The 18,540-nt window shown below is 65.9% G+C and carries 16 protein-coding genes and 1 tRNA gene; 12 read left to right on the top strand and 5 right to left on the bottom strand.

Annotation, left to right across the window (positions count from 1 at the left end; all coding sequences use genetic code 11):
- The first annotated feature begins 13 nt into the window (after window positions 1-13).
- The 3 genes from AC1Q7Q_RS16000 (at window position 14) to ttcA (ending at window position 2,433) form a co-directional block, all read left to right on the top strand.
- The gene (locus AC1Q7Q_RS16000) at window positions 14-844 is read left to right on the top strand and encodes an SDR family oxidoreductase (RefSeq protein WP_416050307.1); all 831 of its coding nucleotides are present in this window, start codon (window positions 14-16) and stop codon (window positions 842-844) included.
- 70 nt (window positions 845-914) lie between these two features.
- Window positions 915-1,328, top strand: a complete 414-nt coding sequence (locus AC1Q7Q_RS15995; RefSeq protein WP_459372687.1) for a dihydroneopterin aldolase — start codon at window positions 915-917, stop codon at window positions 1,326-1,328.
- 163 nt (window positions 1,329-1,491) lie between these two features.
- Window positions 1,492-2,433 carry a tRNA 2-thiocytidine(32) synthetase TtcA gene (ttcA, locus tag AC1Q7Q_RS15990; protein WP_150992013.1) on the top strand — a complete coding sequence of 314 codons (942 nt, stop codon included), beginning with the start codon at window positions 1,492-1,494 and terminating at the stop codon, window positions 2,431-2,433.
- Between the two features lie 34 nt (window positions 2,434-2,467).
- On the opposite strand, the gene AC1Q7Q_RS15985 is transcribed toward ttcA, so the two are convergent.
- Complete coding sequence (locus AC1Q7Q_RS15985) at window positions 2,468-3,412, bottom strand: DUF6279 family lipoprotein (RefSeq protein ID WP_492374752.1); 945 nt, start codon at window positions 3,410-3,412, stop codon at window positions 2,468-2,470.
- A gap of 179 nt (window positions 3,413-3,591) precedes the next feature.
- Between AC1Q7Q_RS15985 and glmU the strand changes: the two genes are divergently transcribed.
- The 5 genes from glmU (at window position 3,592) to AC1Q7Q_RS15960 (ending at window position 10,839) form a co-directional block, all read left to right on the top strand.
- Entirely contained in the window at window positions 3,592-4,953 is a 1,362-nt protein-coding gene (glmU, locus tag AC1Q7Q_RS15980; protein ID WP_253932589.1) for a bifunctional UDP-N-acetylglucosamine diphosphorylase/glucosamine-1-phosphate N-acetyltransferase GlmU, read from the top strand.
- 120 nt (window positions 4,954-5,073) lie between these two features.
- The gene (gene glmS / locus AC1Q7Q_RS15975) at window positions 5,074-6,912 is read left to right on the top strand and encodes a glutamine--fructose-6-phosphate transaminase (isomerizing) (protein WP_492374753.1); all 1,839 of its coding nucleotides are present in this window, start codon (window positions 5,074-5,076) and stop codon (window positions 6,910-6,912) included.
- A 646-nt stretch (window positions 6,913-7,558) separates the two neighbouring features.
- Window positions 7,559-9,526: a sensor histidine kinase gene (locus AC1Q7Q_RS15970; protein WP_492374754.1), complete on the top strand. Its 1,968-nt coding sequence runs from the start codon at window positions 7,559-7,561 to the stop codon at window positions 9,524-9,526.
- Window positions 9,523-10,293 (top strand): response regulator transcription factor, encoded by a 771-nt coding sequence (locus AC1Q7Q_RS15965; protein WP_492374755.1) that lies wholly within the window; start codon window positions 9,523-9,525, stop codon window positions 10,291-10,293. The genes AC1Q7Q_RS15970 and AC1Q7Q_RS15965 overlap by 4 nt, the downstream gene beginning before the upstream one ends.
- Before the next feature lie 225 nt (window positions 10,294-10,518).
- Entirely contained in the window at window positions 10,519-10,839 is a 321-nt protein-coding gene (locus AC1Q7Q_RS15960) for a hypothetical protein (RefSeq protein ID WP_492374756.1), read from the top strand.
- A 1-nt stretch (window position 10,840) separates the two neighbouring features.
- Here the strand turns inward: AC1Q7Q_RS15960 and AC1Q7Q_RS15955 are convergent, their stop codons facing one another.
- From AC1Q7Q_RS15955 to AC1Q7Q_RS15940, 4 genes are read right to left on the bottom strand one after another with little or no spacing between them, the layout of a single operon-like run.
- Window positions 10,841-12,142, bottom strand: coding sequence for a sensor domain-containing diguanylate cyclase (locus AC1Q7Q_RS15955; RefSeq protein ID WP_492374757.1), 1,302 nt, complete (start codon window positions 12,140-12,142; stop codon window positions 10,841-10,843).
- Between the two features lie 7 nt (window positions 12,143-12,149).
- The gene (locus AC1Q7Q_RS15950) at window positions 12,150-12,509 is read right to left on the bottom strand and encodes a phosphonate transporter (protein WP_492374758.1); all 360 of its coding nucleotides are present in this window, start codon (window positions 12,507-12,509) and stop codon (window positions 12,150-12,152) included.
- A 48-nt stretch (window positions 12,510-12,557) separates the two neighbouring features.
- Entirely contained in the window at window positions 12,558-14,000 is a 1,443-nt protein-coding gene (locus AC1Q7Q_RS15945) for an HDOD domain-containing protein (RefSeq protein ID WP_492374759.1), read from the bottom strand.
- A gap of 8 nt (window positions 14,001-14,008) precedes the next feature.
- Window positions 14,009-15,790: a putative bifunctional diguanylate cyclase/phosphodiesterase gene (locus AC1Q7Q_RS15940; protein WP_492374760.1), complete on the bottom strand. Its 1,782-nt coding sequence runs from the start codon at window positions 15,788-15,790 to the stop codon at window positions 14,009-14,011.
- 321 nt (window positions 15,791-16,111) lie between these two features.
- On the opposite strand from AC1Q7Q_RS15940, the gene AC1Q7Q_RS15935 reads away from it, so the two are divergent.
- The 4 genes from AC1Q7Q_RS15935 to AC1Q7Q_RS15920 all read left to right on the top strand — a co-directional run bounded on the left by AC1Q7Q_RS15935 (window position 16,112) and on the right by AC1Q7Q_RS15920 (window position 18,532).
- Window positions 16,112-16,531, top strand: coding sequence for a hotdog fold thioesterase (locus AC1Q7Q_RS15935; protein WP_492374761.1), 420 nt, complete (start codon window positions 16,112-16,114; stop codon window positions 16,529-16,531).
- A gap of 119 nt (window positions 16,532-16,650) precedes the next feature.
- Window positions 16,651-16,725, top strand: a tRNA-Cys gene (locus tag AC1Q7Q_RS15930).
- A gap of 257 nt (window positions 16,726-16,982) precedes the next feature.
- Entirely contained in the window at window positions 16,983-17,426 is a 444-nt protein-coding gene (locus AC1Q7Q_RS15925) for a GNAT family N-acetyltransferase (RefSeq protein ID WP_492374762.1), read from the top strand.
- Entirely contained in the window at window positions 17,423-18,532 is a 1,110-nt protein-coding gene (locus tag AC1Q7Q_RS15920; RefSeq protein ID WP_492374763.1) for a bifunctional nicotinamide-nucleotide adenylyltransferase/Nudix hydroxylase, read from the top strand. Before AC1Q7Q_RS15925 ends, AC1Q7Q_RS15920 begins: the two co-directional genes overlap by 4 nt.
- Window positions 18,533-18,540 lie beyond the last annotated feature (8 nt).

Below are 18,540 nucleotides of genomic sequence, written 5' to 3'. Positions count from 1 at the left end.
CGCGATTGTAGCAATGCCAGCCTCCGAATCCCCTGACTCCGCATCGCCTGCCGGCGCTACCGCTGCCGCCGCAGCCTCCGCTACCCCCGCGCGCGGTATCGCGCTCGTCACCGGCGCCGCGCGCCGGCTCGGGCGTGTGATCGCGCTGGAACTGGCCCAGCGCGGCTGGGACGTGGCGGTGCATTGCCACCGCTCCGTGGCCGAGGCCGAGGCGCTGGCCGAGCAGATCCGCGCCGGTGGCCAGCGTGCCGCCGTGCTGCAGGCCGACCTGGCCGACGAGGCGTCCACCGCCACGTTGATCAAGGCGTGCACCGATGCGCTGGGCGTGCCGACCTGCCTGGTCAACAATGCCTCGCTGTTCCAGTACGACGTGGCCACCAGCTTTTCCTATGCCTCGCTCGATACGCATATGCGCACCAATGTGGCCGCGCCGCTGCTGCTCGCGCGCGAAATGCACCGTGCCATGTCGGACACGCAGCGCGGCGTGGTCATCAACCTGCTCGACCAGAAACTGGATAACCTGAATCCGGACTTCCTGTCGTACACGCTGTCCAAGGCGGCGCTGCAGACGGCTACCGTGCAGCTGGCCCAGGCGCTGGGACCCAAGCTGCGCGTGGTGGGCGTGGCGCCCGGCATCACCATGGTCTCGGGCGACCAGTCCAGCCCGGGCTTCCGGCGCGCCCACCGCATGACGCCGCTGGGGCAGTCGTCCACGCCGGAAGACATCGCGCAGGCGGTGGCCTACCTGGCCGAAGCGCGCGCCGTGACCGGCACCACGCTTTACGTCGACGGCGGCCAGCACCTGATGCCGCTGGCGCGCGACGTGATGTTCCTGACCGAATGATCGAATAACGTACCCGGCGCGCGCGCCAAGTCCGCGCGCGCCCTCTCCCTCATTTTTTCTTCTTCCCATCATGACCATGCTCGCCGCCCTCACACATCCCAGCCTGCAAGACTGCCGCCGCATGTTCTTGCGCAACTACGAAGTGCAGATCAATATCGGCGTGCACGAATTCGAGAAAAAGGGCGAACAGCGCGTGCTGATCAATATCGACTTGTTCGTGCCGCTGGCCCAGAGCACGCCGCAGGACGACAAGCTGCAGGAAGTGGTGGACTACGACTTCATGCGCAATACGGTCGCCGAGCGCATGGCGCAGGGCCACGTCCACCTGCAGGAAACCCTGTGCGACGACGTGGCGCGCGCCATGCTCAAGCACCCCAAGGTGCGCGCCGTGCGCGTATCGACCGAAAAGCCGGACGTGTACCCGGACTGCGATTCGGTCGGCGTCGAGGTGTTCCACATCAAGAGCGAGCCGGCTGGCCAGTAAGTAAGCCGCCCTGGCGGGCTGCCGGCGCAGGGTGGCGGCTCACGGTAAAATGCCGGGTTCTCCGGCCCCCGCAGCTTGCATGTGATGCAACTGCCGCATTGCGCGCCGTTTTGCCCTTGCTTTGCCGTACCCGATCGCCCCTTCGCCCCATCACACCATCGCCATGACCGCCACCACGCATTCCAAGAACTTCTTCCGTCTGGAGACCTATCTCCAGTCGCAGACGGGCCGCGCCATCGGCGATTTCAAGATGATCGAGGATGGCGACACGGTGCTGGTGTGCCTCTCCGGCGGCAAGGACTCGTACACCATGCTGTCGGTGCTGATGGCGCTGCAAAAGCGCGCGCCGGTCAAGTTCAAGCTGATTGCGATGAACCTGGACCAGAAGCAGCCGGGCTTTCCCGCGCACATCCTGCCGGCTTACCTGAAATCGGTGGGGGTGGAGTACGTGATCGTCGACGCGGATACCTATTCCATCGTCAAGGAGAAGGTGCCTGAGGGCAAGACCACCTGCTCGTTGTGCTCGCGCCTGCGCCGCGGCGTGATCTACCGTACCGCTAAAGAGCTCGGCGCCAACAAGATCGCGCTGGGCCACCATCGCGACGACATCATCCAGACCTTCTTCCTGAACCTGTTCTTCGGCGGCAAGATGAAGGCGATGCCGCCCAAGCTGGCCACCGACGACGGCCAGCACATCGTGATCCGCCCGCTGGCCTATTGCCCTGAAAAGGACATCGCCAGCTACGCGCGCGCGATGGAATACCCGATCATCCCGTGCAACCTGTGCGGCTCGCAGGAAAACCTGCAGCGCAAGAAGGTCAAGGAGATGGTGCTGGAGTGGGAGCGGACCAATCCGGGGCGCACCGACAATATCTTTGCCGCGCTGCGCAGCGTGGTGCCGTCCCATCTGGCCGATACCGATCTATTCGATTTCAACGGGCTGGCAACTGGACTGGCCAAGGTGGACGAGGCATCGCTGTTCGGCGAGACCACCTTCTCCCAGCAGCCGCTGGTCTTTGCGGGCGGCATGGAAGAGAACAAGCTGGAATTCGTGCGCTTCGAGAAGTCCGCGCCCGCCAGCCCGGCGCAGCCTGCCGCCGAATAGGCCACGGGCCGGCCTCCCGGCCTCCTGGCCCCTGTCAGTTCTCAGCGCGCGTTGGCCGGGGCGCCGCTGCATTGGCGGTGCCATCGCGCATCAACGCGTTCGCGTCATCGATCCATTTCTGGAAGCGATCCGCCGCGTGGGCTTTTTGCTCCGGTGTGGTCAGGTTGGCAATGGTGGCGGTCAGCGCCAGCCCGGCCTCGTTGTTGGCGTCGTAACGGGCATTGCGCTCCCGCGTGGGCGGGTTCTGCCAGTGATCGCCATAGCGCCTTAGCATCTCCACGACCTGGGCCTTGGGCGGATGCTCGGCCTGCACCTGGCGCACCAGCGCTAGCCATTCCTGCTGGCGCTTGACGCGTTCCGCATAGCGCGCCTCGGCGCCTTGTACCACGGGCGCCATGGCGCGGCGGATAGTGGCCTCCTGGTCACTCGAGAAGCGCCCATAGACCAGCCGCGCGTAGTCCATCACCTTGTCGAACCGGGCTTCCTCGCGGGCCGCCGGGTCGGGGCGCAGGTATTCCTTGCGGTATTTGGCGTTGGCATCGGCGAATTTCTTCTCCATGCGGGAGATCTGCTCAGGGGTCAGCGTCAGCAGCAGGTCGGCCACGTCGGGCGTGGAGCGATCGAAGGCAACGCGTGCCAGGCGCTGGGCGTCCTCCTGGATCTTGCCTACCGCGGCGGCGGAGACCGGCTGCTGTACCTCGCTCTTGGCCTGGCGCAGCAGGCCGGCGATCTCAGGCAACTGGTCCTTGCGATGCCAGGCAAAGAAGCGGGCGATGGCATCGCGGGTAAGGGGTTCCTGGCTGGCGGAGACGTCGACGTAATTGTCGATCCACCAGTAGGCGAGCCGGTCGCCCTGCTGGTAGCCTAGCTTCAGGGCATTGCAGGCCGTCAGGGCGACCACGGCTGTGACCAGAAGGAGACGCTGGATACGGTCCCCGCGCAGGAAGGGATAAGCGGTCAAACGGCGCAAAACCCCCATGATAGAATCCTTTTCCGCGCGTTTTGGCAGCTGATCGTGCCCGCGATTCCCAACCGTTGCTGGCTTTGCCGCCGGTTTCGGGGTTCGGGCCAGGACCCTGGCCAACGCTGCTGGCCCCCGGGCTCGCCGAGGGGGTGAATCATACTGTTTGCTGGACACACTCACTTAGGACCCTCCTTGTGAATATCGTCATTCTCGCTGCAGGAATGGGCAAGCGGATGAACTCCGCGTTGCCCAAGGTCCTGCATCCTCTCGCTGGCCGGCCGCTGCTTGCTCATGTGATTGAAACGGCACGAAAATTGTTGCCGACCCGGCTCGTGGTGGTGGTTGGGCATGGCGCCGACCGCGTGCGCGAGGCGGTTGGCGCGCCAGACGTTGCCTTCGCCCTGCAGGCAGAGCAGCTTGGCACCGGCCATGCCGTGGCGCAGGCGCTCCCGCTGCTCGACGACAGCCAGCCTACGCTGGTGCTGTACGGCGATGTGCCGCTGACCGAAGCCGCCACGCTGCAGCGCCTGGTGGCCGCGGCCGGCAGCGAGCGCTTCGGCATCCTGACGGTCGAGATGGATGACCCCACCGGCTATGGCCGCATCGTGCGCGAGGCGGGCAAGATCGTGCGCATCGTCGAGCAAAAGGATGCCAGCGAGCCGCAGCGCGCTATCCGTGAGATCAACACCGGCATCATCCTTGCACCCACCGGCCCCCTGCGTCGCTGGCTGTCCACGCTGCGCAATGACAACGCCCAGGGTGAGTATTACCTGACCGACGCCGTTGAGCGCGCGGTGGCGGACGGCATGGAAGTGGTTTCCGCGCAGCCCGATGCGCTGTGGGAAACGCTGGGCGTGAACAGCAAGGTGCAGCTCGCCGAGCTCGAGCGCATCCATCAGCGCAACCTGGCGCAGCGCCTGCTTGAAGCCGGCGTGACGCTGCTGGATCCGGCGCGCATCGATATCCGCGGCGAGCTTACCTGCGGGCGCGACGTCACCATCGACGTGAACTGCGTGTTCGAAGGCCGCGTGCACCTGGAAGACGGTGCCCATATCGGCGCCAACTGCGTGCTGCGCAACAGCACCGTGGGCGCTGGCGCGCGGGTGCAGCCGTTCTGCCATTTCGAGGATGCCAGCGTTGGCGCGGCCGGCCGCATCGGCCCGTACGCGCGCCTGCGTCCCGGCACGGTGCTGGGCGAGGATGTGCACATCGGCAACTTCGTCGAGGTCAAGAACAGCCAGATCGCCGCGCACAGCAAGGCTAACCACCTTGCCTACGTAGGCGACGCCACGGTTGGCTCGCGCGTCAACATCGGCGCGGGCACCATCACCTGCAACTACGATGGCGCGAACAAATACCGCACCGTCATCGAGGACGATGTCTTTATCGGTTCCGATACGCAGCTGGTCGCGCCGGTGACCGTGCGCCGCGGCGCCACCATTGGCGCCGGCACCACGCTGACCAAGGAGGCGGCGGCCGACAAGCTGACGCTGTCGCGCTCCAAGCAGATGACGCTCGACGCGTGGCAGCGCCCGGTCAAGCAAGCCAAGAAATAAGCCCCGCCGCCGCCTGGCCGGGATACGGCCGGGCGGCAATGGCAACTCGCGGGAGACGGCAGCGCCGTCCTCGCGCCAATCATCCGGTGCGGCCGTGTCCGCGCCCTGTGGGAGAAGAATATGTGCGGCATCGTCGGCGGGGTTTCCTCGCGCAATATTGTTCCGGTCCTGATCGAAGGACTGCGTCGCCTCGAGTACCGTGGCTATGATTCCTGCGGCGTAGCGGTAGTGCGCGACAACGCGCTCGAGCGCGCCCGCACGGTCTCGCGCGTGGCCGACCTGGACGAGCAGACCCGCGCGTCCGGCCTGACCGGCATGACCGGCGTGGCGCATACGCGCTGGGCCACGCATGGCAAGCCCGACACCACTAACGCCCACCCGCATTTCTCGGGCGAGTCCATCGCGCTGGTGCACAACGGCATCATCGAGAACTACGAGCCGCTGCGCGAAGAGCTGCGCGCCGCCGGCTATGGCTTCGAGTCGCAGACCGACACCGAAGTGGTGGCCCACCTGATCCACCAGGTCTACACCTACCCGAGCAGCGCCACGCGCGGCGACCTGTTCGCCTCGGTGCGTGCCGTGACCAAGCGCCTGCACGGCGCCTACGCCATTGCCGTGTTCTCCAAGGACCATCCGGAACGCGTGGTCGGCGCCCGCGCCGGCTCGCCGCTGGTGGTGGCGCTGGGCGACAACGAATCCTTCCTGGCTTCCGACGCGCTGGCCGTGGCGGGTACCGCCAACCGCATCATCTACCTGGAAGAAGGCGACGTGGTGGAACTCACCCGCGAAGGCGCTACCATCCGCGACGTGCACGACCACCTGGTCGAGCGCGAAGTGCGCGTGGTCGAGACGCACGCCGCGGCGGTAGAGCTGGGCCCGTACCGCCACTTCATGCAGAAGGAAATCTTCGAGCAGCCGCGCGCGCTCGGCGATACGCTGGAAGGCATCGACGCCATTACTCCGGAACTGTTCGGCGAGACCGCCCAGAGCGTGTTCAGCGAGATCGACAGCGTGCTGATCCTGGCTTGCGGCACCAGCTATTACTCGGGCTGCACCGCCAAGTACTGGCTCGAATCCGTGGCCAAGATCCCGACCCAGGTCGAGGTGGCAAGCGAGTACCGCTACCGCGAAACCGTGCCCAACCCGCGCGCGCTGGTGGTGGTGATCTCGCAGTCTGGCGAGACCGCCGATACCATGGCTGCCCTGCGCCACGCCAAGTCGCTGGGCCACACGCATACCCTGGCTGTGTGCAATGTGTCCACTAGCGCCATGGTGCGCGAGACCGTGCTGCGCTTCCTGACGCGTGCCGGCACCGAGATCGGCGTCGCGTCGACCAAGGCCTTCACCACCCAGCTCGCCGCGCTGTACATGCTGACCCTGGCGCTGGCCAAGGTACGCGGCAGGCTCACGGCCGAGGCGGAAGCCGCGGCGCTGACCAACCTGCGCCACCTGCCCGTGGCCCTGCACGGCGTGCTGGCGCTGGAGCCGCAGATCATCTCCTGGTCCGAGGACTTCGCCCGCCGCGAGAACGCGCTGTTCCTGGGCCGTGGCCTGCATTACCCGATCGCCCTGGAAGGCGCGCTCAAGCTCAAGGAAATCTCGTACATCCACGCCGAAGCCTATCCGGCCGGCGAGCTCAAGCACGGCCCGCTGGCGCTGGTGACCGAGGCCATGCCCGTGGTCACGGTGGCGCCCAACGACGCGCTGCTGGAAAAGCTGAAGTCCAACATCCAGGAAGTGCGCGCCCGCGGCGGCCGGCTGTATGTGTTCGCCGACAGCGACACCCACATCCATTCCACCGAAGGCATCCAGGTGATCCGCCTGCCCGAGCACTACGGCGACCTGTCGCCGATCCTGCACGTGGTGCCGCTGCAATTGCTGGCTTACCATACCGCCTGCGCGCGCGGCACCGACGTGGACAAGCCGCGTAACCTGGCCAAGTCGGTCACGGTGGAGTAACGCAAGGGATAGCTGCGAGCCGCGCCGCACGGCATGGCCAGGAACGCCTGGCCGGCCGGGCGGCATGGCCGGCATGGGTAAGCACGTATTCATGCCAGTTGCCGGTGGAGGGCGCGCGGCCAGGTGGCCGGTTCCGCGCCGATGCTGGTTTCAGCATGGCCTTTTGGCTCGCCGCCCGCTATCGGTGAGTTGCCTACTTCGCTATCGGCTAACGCCGCGGGTTCGCCTCGTCCGTTTGGCTGACTTGAATAATCCCGGCCAATAGCCAAAAATCTCGCTCGGCTGCGTTCTCGCCGAAGACGTGCCCGGCACCGGGCCTCCTGCAGATCCAGATCAGCAGATCAGCAGATCAGCGGGAAGAAGACAAAAAGATAAAAAGATAAAACACCAAATACGATAATGCGGACCAGGTGCTCTAGGAGTCCCGCCGCACACCTTGCCTCGGGAATGACTGAAGATTGGCTTGCCGGGCGGCTCCTCAGCCACCCAGAATTGCTGGCGCGCCCAGTCGGCGGCGTCACGCGCCTGCAGCCTCGCAATTCTCGTAATTCTTGCTGTTCCAGCATCCCGGCAGCGGACGGTCACGGCCATGCGCCACGCAGTGCCGCAGGATCGGTCCTGTGATCCGGCTGCCTGGTTTCGCCGCATGAGCGCAGCCAACCCGCCCTGGCACCACGGCGCTGGCGTCATGCTGACCCGCCGCCTCCATGCGGCCGGTCTCATCGGCATGCTGGCCTGGCTGCTGGTGGCGCGGGCCTGGGCCTCCGATGCCGGCCCGCTGCCCCTGCAAAACCCCGACGTGTCCTGGTTGCGCGATCCGGGCGGGCGACTCACGATCGCGCAGGTTGCCGCGCATGCCGATGGATTCCAGCCATTGCGCGGTGGCCTGAACGAGGGTTTTACCCATGACGTGGTCTGGCTCAAGGTGGTGCTGTCCGCGGCGGCCCAGGGTGGCGAGCGCTGGCTGGAGATCTGGCCGGGGGCGCTTGACGATGTGCGCCTGTACCAGGCAACAGCGAACGGCGCCTGGGCGGAGCGCCGCAGCGGCAACGCGCTGCCCTTCGATGCCCGCGACGGACCCGATGGGCGTAGCCGCAACCTGGCCTTCCGGCTTGTGCAGCCGCAGCCGGGGGATGTGCTCTACCTGCGCATCCGGACCACCGGCACGATGGCGGTGGCGTTGCGGCTGTGGCATGGGTCCGAGCTGCGCGCGGCAAGCGCGGCCGCCAACATCGGCTATGGCATGCACCTGGGTTTCATGGCCACGGCGGTGCTCTTCTACCTGGCAGGCTGGCTGCTGACCCGCCGCGCGCTCTACGGGGCTTTTTCCTTGCTCGTGGCCGTGGCTACCCTGCGCTGGTTTGCCGCTGACGGCCTGGCCAGCCAGTTTCTCTTTCCGCACGATGCCACCGTGCCGCTATTGGCCGCCAAGGCCCTGGTGGGGCTTCAATGGGCATGCGCCAGCTTGTTCGTGATCTGCTTGCTGCAGTTGCGCGAGCGCGCGCCGCGCCTGCTGCGCTATCACCGGGGGCTCATGCTGACGGGTCTGGTGGTCGCCTTGTCGTCATCGAGCGATCACTACGGTACCGCGGTTTCCGTGCTCTATACCGGGGTGTTGCTGGGGCAATTGTTCTCGATTCCCGTCTATCTTCACCTGTGGCGCACCGGAGGGGCTTCCGGACGGCTGGTCGTGGCTTCGCTTTTGCTGTATTGCCTCATCATCCTGCCTGGCTGCCTTGGCGCGTTCGGCCTGTTGCCGCTGTGCGCCATCACCACGCAAAGCGTACACCTGCTCGACCTGCCGCTGATGCTGGCGCTGCACCTGACCATTGTGCTGCGCGTGCGCGAAGCGGAAAGCGAGCGCAAGAGCGAGCGGCAGCAGGCCCGCGAGGCCATGGCGTCTTCCCTGCGCGAGCGGCGTGCGTTCGAGGAGCAAAGCCGTTTGCTCGCGATGATGACGCATGAGGTCCGCACGCCGGTGGCGGTGATCGATGCCGCGGCCTATAGCCTGCGCCTGCTCGATGACATCGGCGGCGACCGCGTGCAGCGCGAGAGCCGCTACCAGAGCATCCAGCTGGCCGTGCGGCGGCTGAAACTCCTGATGGAGCTGGCCGAGGCGCGCGAGCGGCTGGTGCCCGGCGAACAGCACCTCGACACTGCGCCGTTCGGCTTCGCCGAACTCAGCCGGGACGTGCTCGCGTCGATCGAGCCGCAAGCGGCGGCCCGGGTATCCCTGGAGGCCGGCGCCGGGTTGCCCCAGCTCGATGGGGATGTCCGCCTGCTGCACTTCGCCTTGCTCAACCTGCTCGACAACGCGCTCAAGTACGCTTACCCGGCCAGCCGCATCCTGATCGACATCGCCGCTGGCATGCGCGAAGGCGTGCGCGGCGTGGCCTGGCGCATTCGCGACCAGGGGCCCGGCGTGCCCTTGGGCAAGGAAGACGTGATCTTCGAGAAATTCCGCCGGCTCGGTGAGATTGCCGACCAGCCCGGCCTCGGGTTGGGCCTGCCGCTGGCGCGCAAGATCATGGAGCTGCATGGCGGGACCCTGTGCTGCGATCCGGGCTGGCGCGAGGGGGCCTGCTTCGTGGCGTGGCTGCCGGAGGCCGCATGACTGTCGCCGCCGCTTCCGATGCCGCCGCAAGCAGGATGTCCGAACGGGTTTCCATTGCGCTGGTCGAGGACAACGAGCGCCTGCGCACGGAGCTGGCCTTTCACTTGACCCACGCCGGCTATGCCGTCGCGAGCCTGGCCGATGCAGCCGCGCTGGACGCGCACCTGGCCAGCCAGCCGTGCCGGCTGCTGATACTGGACCTGGGTCTTCCGGATGAGGACGGGTTGTCGATCTGCGAGCGCCTGCGCCGGACCCGGCCCGACTTGGGCATCGTCATGCTGACCGCGCGCGGCATGGCCCACGACCGGCTCGCCGGGCTGCGCGGCGGCGCCGATGGCTATCTCGTCAAGCCGGCGCGCACGGAAGAGCTGCTGCTGGTGATCGCCAACCTGCTGCGCCGCCTCGGTCCCGTGACGCCTGATCTGCCTCCGCCGCCGCTGGCCGGTGCGCCCGCGCCGGCCTGGTGCCTCGATGCGCGCCGTCTCATGGCCATCACGCCGGATGGCAACCCGCTCCTGCTCACGCGCATGGAAGGCCAGCTGCTGCAGGCCTTGCGGCGCAGCGCGCCGGATCCCGCCGGCCGCCGCCAATTGGTGGAAGCGCTGGGTGGCAACTACCTTGACTTCGACGAGCACCGGCTTGAGGTCGCCATCAGCCGGCTGCGCGGAAAGCTCTCGCAGGCTTGGCCGCATGGCCCGGCGATCCGCACGGTGCGTGGCGTCGGCTACCTGCTGGCGCAGCGCTGGCTGGGCCAGGCTGAGGGATAGCGCTGGGAGGCCGGCGGCGAGCGGTTTTGGGCTTGTCGCGTGCTTGCGAGTATTTGTGCGTATTTGTGAGTATTTGTGAGCTTTGCCGGCGTGGATTTTTGTATGCTCACCCCCCCGTCACGGGGCTGGCCGGTTGGCTTAAAGGTGTCGTCGGCCGCGCGGGAAACCTCGATGCCCGCCACACCCGGGAAGAAGCATCAGAAGCATAAGTAGCGTGGAGCAAGAATGAGGCAGAGCGAGCTATTGGGAAGAGTGGCCAACGGGGCGATCCTGCGCATCGCTCGCGATCCCTGGGGCAGGCTCTTGCCAAGCGTCGTGCTGATGGAACCTGGCGCGCAAGGCAATGACGAGGTCGTTCACCGCTGGCAGATCCGCAAGATGATGGATTCAGGCTTGCTGCAGCACGACGGCAGCACGGCCGAGGACTCCAGCATGTATGTCCCGACTTCCGCCGGGCTTGCGATTGGCAATGCGTGGAACCGCGCGAAGGCGAGAGCCGCGGCGGCCGGGGCAGCTGCCGCCGGCCCGGCGCAGGGTTCGGGCTAGATCAGTCCTGGCTCGCCACGCAGTTCCTGCCCGCGGCCTTGGCCTGGTAAAGGGCCTTGTCGGCCGCTGCCAGCACATCGTCCAGCGTGCCCCCGGCGCCAGGCAGCGTGGCGCAACCCAGACTTACCGTGCAGCGGATGTCCACGCCATTGAAGTGGAACGCGTGCTGCTCCACCGCTTGCCGGATGCGCTGTGCCGTCGCCCTGGCGCCATCCGCATCGGTCGACGGCAGCAGCAGGGCAAACTCCTCCCCGCCCAGCCGGGCAATGATATCGATGGCGCGCAGCACGCCCTGGCAGCAGGCGACCAGTTCCTTGAGGACATGGTCGCCCGCCGCGTGGCCGAGGTTGTCGTTGATGGCCTTGAAATGGTCGGCGTCCAGCATGACGACCGACAAGGGTTGCCGCAGGCGCCGGGCACGCACCACTTCTGCCTCGCCGACGTCGAAGAAATGCCCGCGGTTGGCGGCCCCCGTCAGATGGTCCCTGGTGAGCAGCTCCTTGACCTTGTCGATGCTGAGCTTGCGTTCCGTGACATCGCGCAGCACGACCGAGTAGCCGGAAACCTTGCCGTCGATCTCCTCCAGTGCCGCCACCAGCAACTGGCCCCAGTAACGCCGGCCGTCACGGGTGACGCACCATAGCTCTTCCACATGCCAGCCGCTTTCGCGCGTGAGCCGGAGCTGCTCGTCGAGCCGCGCGGGGAAGTCGCTGTCCGGATGGCAGAACAGGCGCAGCGTGGCGCCTTCCACGTCCTGCGTTTCGAAGCCGGTCTGGCGCTGGCCGGACTGGTTCCAGCTGTCGATCCGGCCGGTGGCGTCCAGGGAGAAGTACGCGAAATCATTCACCGCCGAATAGACCGCGGCGAGCCAGGATTCGGTCTGCTTGAGGTTGCGCTCCTGCGCGACCACCTTCGAGATGTCCGTGAGCACCACCATCGTGCAGTCCTGGGCGACGCGCAGCATGGAGCAGGACAGGACATTGGGCTCCTGCTGTTTGCGCGTGGGCAGGAAGATGCGATGGTTCTCGCAGATATAGCCGCGCTCATGCGCGAACGTGGCCGCCATGCTCCTTAGCTCAGGAGCCAGGTCCTCGAATACGGCAAAGAGATTGTCCAGGCTGCCCGTGCGCGAGATGGGCATCAACACCTGGGCTGCCTTGGGGTTTGCCATCGCCACGTTGCCGGCTGCGTCGATGCGCAGGATGCCTGCCGGAGACATATAGAGGAAGGTCAGCAATTCCTCGTTCTCGGCCGCGAGAGCGGCCAGGTCGCCCTGGCTCTCCCCGGGATGTGCCATTGCCATGGCGCGCCTATCGCTGGATCAGCACATAGAGCCGGTCGCGGCCGGGACTCTTGAGCAAGCGGAGCTTGACCGGCGTGGGGCGCATGCGCAGGGTGAGGACATAGTCGATGGTTTCGTCCAGCGAATCGGCATCCTCGAAGCGCTGGGCCACCATGAAATTGTTCATGCAGATGGCCACCTCGGCAAAGAAATGCCGGCCGAGCACCCGTTCCGGGGACAATCCCGCGAGCCGCGATTCGGTGGCGTTGTAACGCTCGACGATGCCCGTCGACGCAAAGCCGATGGTGCCGAAGGGCAGTGCGTCGGCGTCCTGTGCCGAGAGGCTATCCAGCTGCTCCAGCGAAATCTCCGAAAAAATCATCCTCATCCTAATTTTTCAATCCGGGGGTAACAATGCCTGCGGCCAGCACCGCGCCTACCTGTGCTCGGCAGACCTGAGGAAGCTCGCCGAGATCTCCCGCGTCAGCAGGCTGATGGCTTCCATCTCTCCATCGGACAGCCCGCCCGTGCAGGCCGTCGGGCCCCAGTCTCCGCAGATCATGGCGACGCAGCGATTCTTGATCATCACGGGCGCCAGCAGGATGGAGCGGGCATCGGGCATCTGTTCCCGATACCAGCGGGGCACGCGGTGCGCCACCTCTTTGTCAAAGGAGTCTTCGAACAGCAGCGGCTTGTTGCCGATGGCGGCGAAGTGAAAGATATCGGGGACGAAGCCCTCTTCGAAGGATAGCGCTTCCATCTTCTCGCGCATGCCCTCGCCAAATCCAACCCGTGCGCCAAAACGCTTCGCCATGGGGTTGAGCAGCATGAGGAAGCAATGCGAGAAGTTCAGCGCCCGCATGGCCGATTCGAGCACCAGCGGCGCCAGCTCGGAGACCGGCAGCTCGCCGCCCTCGCGCTGTACTTCCTGCAGGCTTTGCTGAAGGCGCTTGAGGGCATCCTTCGGCTTACCGGCATTCAGGGCGGGGGTGGCCTTGGCCGCTTCGGGTGACTCCGCATTGGTCATGGAGACGTTCAGTGCCAGGGCCTGCAGGACTGCGCCATCCACCGCACCTGCTTGCAGGCCCAGTGCCTCGGCGTGATCCAGCAGCAAGGCCTGGACCTCTTCCTGCGGCGCGTCCCTTGCCACCAGCGTGGCGGCCCGGGAGGAGATGTTGGCAATCGCGCCCAGCCAGTCGGCGTGGGATTCCAGCACCGAATCCGAGTCGAAGCGCTGGCAGCGCATCGACGTCGCGATCAGGCTGGGCAACCTCCATTTGATCGCCGCCGCTGCCGCGATGTCTTCGAGGGTGACGCCCAGCACTTGCTGGCACGCTTCGCTTTCCTTCTCGGAATCGCCCTTGCACAGGGCCTGGATCTGTTCCCACTCCTCGGCAAAGTAGAAGACCAGAAGCAGGCGGCTCATGTGGTGCATCAACGTGCAGACCACGGCTTCTTCCGCCTGCCTGATGCCTTGGGCGTTGCTGAGCGCGCGCGTGAACTCGCCGGCGATCAGGGCCTGCTTCAGTTCAGTGGTGGCCTGCGGCCGGTTGATGGCTACCCCGGAGAAATAGTCCAGCAACTGGACCCCGAGCGTGAGGTGGCTGATCGCTTCAACCCCCAGGACCAGGATGGCGCGCGACACCGTCGTGACTTCGCCCCCGAACGAGCGATACATGGCGGAGTTGGCCAGGCGTATGACCTTTTGCGACAAGCTGAAATCGCAGAGCACGCCCGCAGCCATCTCGCCGACGCTGGTGTCGCTGTTGAGCGTCTTGAAAACGTTGTCGATGCAGAACTGCAGCGTGGGGAAATCCCCTTGCTGCGCCATGCGGCTCCATAGTGTCTCGAAGAGCGTATTGCTTTCATTGTTTGACATGGCGGCGCCTACTTCGAGAACACTTGGGCATTGCCAAGCTGCAGCGTGCCGGCTTGCGCCAGGTCCACGAACTGGGCCGGGCTCATTGCCTTTGCATAGCGCCAGCCCTGCACCAGCTCACAGCCTTGCTCGGCCAGCAACTGGCTTTGCTCGTCCGACTCCACGCCTTCGGCGATGGCCACCAGCCCGAGTTCCCGCGCGAGCGACAACACGGCAAACACGATGGTCCGCGCATGCGGGGAGTCCATCATGTCGGCCACAAAGCTCTGGTCGATCTTCAGTGCCGAGAGCGGGAAGCGGCGCAGGTACGACAAGCTGGAATACCCCGTGCCGAAGTCGTCGACCGCGAACCGCACGCCCAATGCGCGCAACTCCGTCAACAAGTCTTGCGCTGCCTCGGGGTCGGTCATCAACGCGCCTTCCGTGATTTCCAGGACCAGCCGGTGCGAGCTGACGCCGGCATCTTTGATGGCCCGCCTGACGCTGTCCGCGAAGCCGGGGTGCCTGAACTGGACCGGAGAGACATTGACCGATATGTATCCCACGTCCAGCCCGAGCGCGTCCCAGCTGGCCAGCTGCGCACAGGCGCAGCGCAGCGCCCACGCCCCGAGATGGTTGATGAGGCCGTTATGCTCCGCAACCGGGATAAACACGCCCGGCGGGATGGACCCCGTCGGGTGTTGCCACCGCATCAGCGCCTCGACCGCGCAGACCTTGCCGGAGCCGGGCCACACGATCGGCTGGTAGTGAAGCAGGAACTCGCCGTTCTGGACGGCCTCGAACATGTTCTGTTCGATCCGGAACTGCTCGTCCAGCCGATGCTCCAGCTCCGGCGTGTAGACACAGTATCGATTCTTGCCCTGCGCCTTGGCGTCATACATGGCCAGGTCCGCACGCTTGAGCAATTGCGACTCGGACTGATGGGCCAGCGTGCCGAAGGTGAGCCCCAGGCTGGTGGTGACGCGGATCTGGCAACCGGCCAGGTGAAAAGGCTGCCTGCAGACATGGATCACCTTCTCCACGATGCCGATGGCGGCCGCTTCCGAGGCGATCCCGTCGAGCAGCAGCACGAACTCATCGCCGCCCAGCCGCGCGACCATGTCCGTCGGGCGAACCGCCCCGAGCAGCCGCACGCTGACTTGCTTGAGCAAGGCGTCGCCAAATTCATGGCCGAGCGAGTCGTTGACCTTCTTGAACCCGTCGAGGTCCATCAGGGCAAGCGCAAATGGCGCCTTTGCCGTGCCATCTTCGGCAAAGTACCCGGCAATGCGTTCGCGCACCATGGCGCGGTTGCCTACGCCGGTGAGCGGGTCGCGAAAGGACGCCTCGATGAGCCGTTCTTCGTTGTCGACCCAGTCGGTCACGTCGTAGCCAAACAGCAGCAAGCTCGGGTTGCCGTCCTCGTCGGCATGGCGGCACACGCGCAGGTCCAGCCAGCGGCTTTCGCCGACGCCGCCGGAGAAGCGGATGCGGCCGGTCTTGCACGGCGCTTCCTGCTCGCAGGCACGCAGCAGCCCGGCGAGCTGCTCGCGCTGCTCGAACGAGACGACATCCAGGATCGAGGATTTAAGAAGGTATTCCCGGGGATAGGCAAGCAACTGCGCCGAGGCTTCGGTTGCCAGGATGATGTTGCCCGCGACATCGATCTGCAGGGCGAGCGCGCCCGAAGCCTCGAGCAATGCCCAGGCATCCCGCGCCGATCCCCCGGCGGATAACAGTGGGTTCCGGTCGGAGGATGGCCATTCAGGGGGCTCGTCCGCTAGAACTGCGTCATACGTAAACGACGTCATGGAACTCTGGTTGAAGCTCGGGCCGAATTGAGCGCCTGGTAATCGAGTGCCGCCAGCGCAACCGTGCCAGGCTGGCTCGCGCATTAATGTGATTTTAGGTGCATGTTAACCATGCTGCGCATGCCAGTTTAACGCTTAACCGCAACATCCGATCACCCGAATGCGTTGCCTGGCAAGAGTTTGTGGCGCCGTTGCACAGTGGGATCCGATACATCGATGGCCCAAGCGTGGCCGCCCCGAATCGGCCGGGCACGCGCCGCCCCGCGAACGTCCGCGGACTACTGCCTTTAGAATGCAGCACAAACCAATCGGAGACCGTGCATGCTGTGGAAATCACCCCCCTCCCTGAAAGACCTCCAGGCTCGCCACAAGGACACCGCTGTCGAGCAACTGGGCATCGAGTTCACCGAGATCAGCGAGACTTCGCTCAGTGCACGCATGCCGGTGGACCGCCGCACCGTGCAGCCGCATGGCATCCTGCACGGCGGCGCTTCGGTACTGCTGGCGGAGACCCTGGGCAGTTGCGCCGCCAGCCTGTGCCTGGATAGCGAGACCCAATATTGTGTCGGGCTCGACATCAATGCGAACCATGTGCGCGCGGCGCGCACGGGCTATGTCACCGGCACCGCCACGCCGGTGCATATCGGCCGCACCACCCATGTATGGGCCATCGAGATCCGCAACGAAGAAGGCAAGATGGTGTGCGTCTCCCGGATCACCATGTCCATTCTTTCGCGCTGATCGCCCCGGCCTTCGGCAAGCGTGCGGGCGCCGTTGTGCGCCCCGTGCAGAGTTTCTCATTTCCGGCTAAACTGCGCCCCGCACTGTAAGCGGGCGCCAAAGCGCGGCGTCCCGGCAGCGGCGGGGTGGCAGAGTGGTTATGCGACGGTCTGCAAAGCCGTACACGGCGGTTCAATTCCGTTCCCCCGCCTCCAGTATTGCTGTCATGGCCAGGGGGATCGCGCCATGCAGCCGGGCGCCGCGATGCTTCGCGCTCCTTTCCATTTCCCTTTGTTCTTTCCCTTTCCCGTCAAGCTATTTTGACTTGGCCCCGCCTCATTCATTCGGTGGATAAGGCGCTGCTTATGCCGTTTTCCCCGCTGGAACAAGTCGCTCGAATCATGTAGTGTGAAGTCAGCGCAGTCCATCCATGACAACCTCCGCCATCGTGCGTGGCGGGGAGATAATTGCAATGACAAGAGATCTGCGTATCCGCGCCGCACAACCGGCCGATTGGCCGGCAATCGCGGAAGTCCTTGAAGCATGTGGCCTCGCCAGCGCCGATCTCGATCCCTCGCTGGCGTTGTTCCATATTGCGGTGCTCGACGGCGGCATTGTCGGTTGTGCTGGCGCCGAAGGCTATGGCGACACCGTGGTCGTGCGCTCGGTCGCTGTGTTGCCGCCTTATCGCGATCGCGGCATCGCCTCCCATATGGTTTCCGCCGTGCTCATGCGCGCCCGCGCCAACGGCTGCACGCGCGCCGTGTTGCTGAGCGCCAGTTGCCCCAGCTACTTTGCCCGCTACGGCTTCTCGCTGATCTCGGCGGATCGCCTGCCGCCGGAAGTACGCGCGTCGCGCGAGTTCCGGCAGCAAGAAGGCGCGCTGCCGCTATGCATGTGTTGCGAGCTGAAATGATCTACCCGACGAACCAGACCGAACCGACCCAGCCGCCGAGCACTGTCCCCTTCGATTGCCTGGTCTATATCGGCCGTTTCGAACCCTTCCACAATGGTCACTTCGCCATGTTGCGCCAGGCGCTGGCGCAGGCCAGCACGGTGATCGTGGTGCTGGGTTCCGCCGGCGGCGCCCGCACTGTCAAGAATCCGTTTTCCGCGGATGAGCGTCGCCAGATGATCGAGGGCGCCGTCGCGGCATGGGACGCCGCGCGCGTTGCCGACCTGCGCTTTGTGGTGGTGCGCGACTACTACGAAAGCGCGCGCTGGACAGCGGCGGTGCGCGCCGTGGCGGGCGCGGCGATCGAGGCTTGCGCGCAAGGCACGCCGCGCGTTGGCCTGTTCGGGCATTTCAAGGATGCCTCGTCGGGCTACCTGAATGACTTTCCCGGGTGGGAACTGGTGCCGCAGCCCAGCTTCGGGCAGCTCAACGCCGCCGACGTGCGCCGGCAATGGTTCGAGCAGCAGGGCGGGCTGGAGGGGTTGCAGAGCGTGCTGCCGCAGCCGGTGGCCGCCTTCCTGCGTGAGTTCGCCGGGCGCGAAGCATTTGCGGCCTTGCTGGCCGAGTACCGCTTCCTGCAGGACCACAGCCGCCGCTGGGCCGCCGCGCCGTATCCGCCGGTCTTCGTGACCGTGGATGCGGTGGTGCGCTGCTGCGGCCAGGTGCTGCTGATCCGCCGCGGCGGACAGCCCGGCCGCGGCGCCTGGGCGCTGCCCGGCGGTTTCCTCGACCAGCATGAGCGCGTGGCCGACGCGGTGCTGCGCGAGCTCGACGAGGAGACGCGCTTCGGGCTGCCCAAGTCGGCGTTGCAGCAATCCTTGCGCGACCAGGCGTTGTTCGATCATCCCGAGCGCAGCCAGCGCGGGCGCACGCTGACCCACGCTTTCTTCTTCGACCTGCCGCTCGATGCGCTGCCTGCCGTGGCCGCCGCAGACGACGCCGCCGCGGTGCGCTGGGTGCCGCAACAGGAGCTGCTGGCGCTGGAAGGGCAGATGTTCGAGGATCACCTGCTGATCCTCGATCGCTTCCTGCACCTGTTCGACGGCGAGGCGCAGCCGGCGGGCTGAGCGGTTCG

The organism is Cupriavidus sp. GW823-FHT07A04 (assembly GCF_058794615.1).
This window is presented reverse-complemented; position numbering and strand designations above follow the sequence as displayed.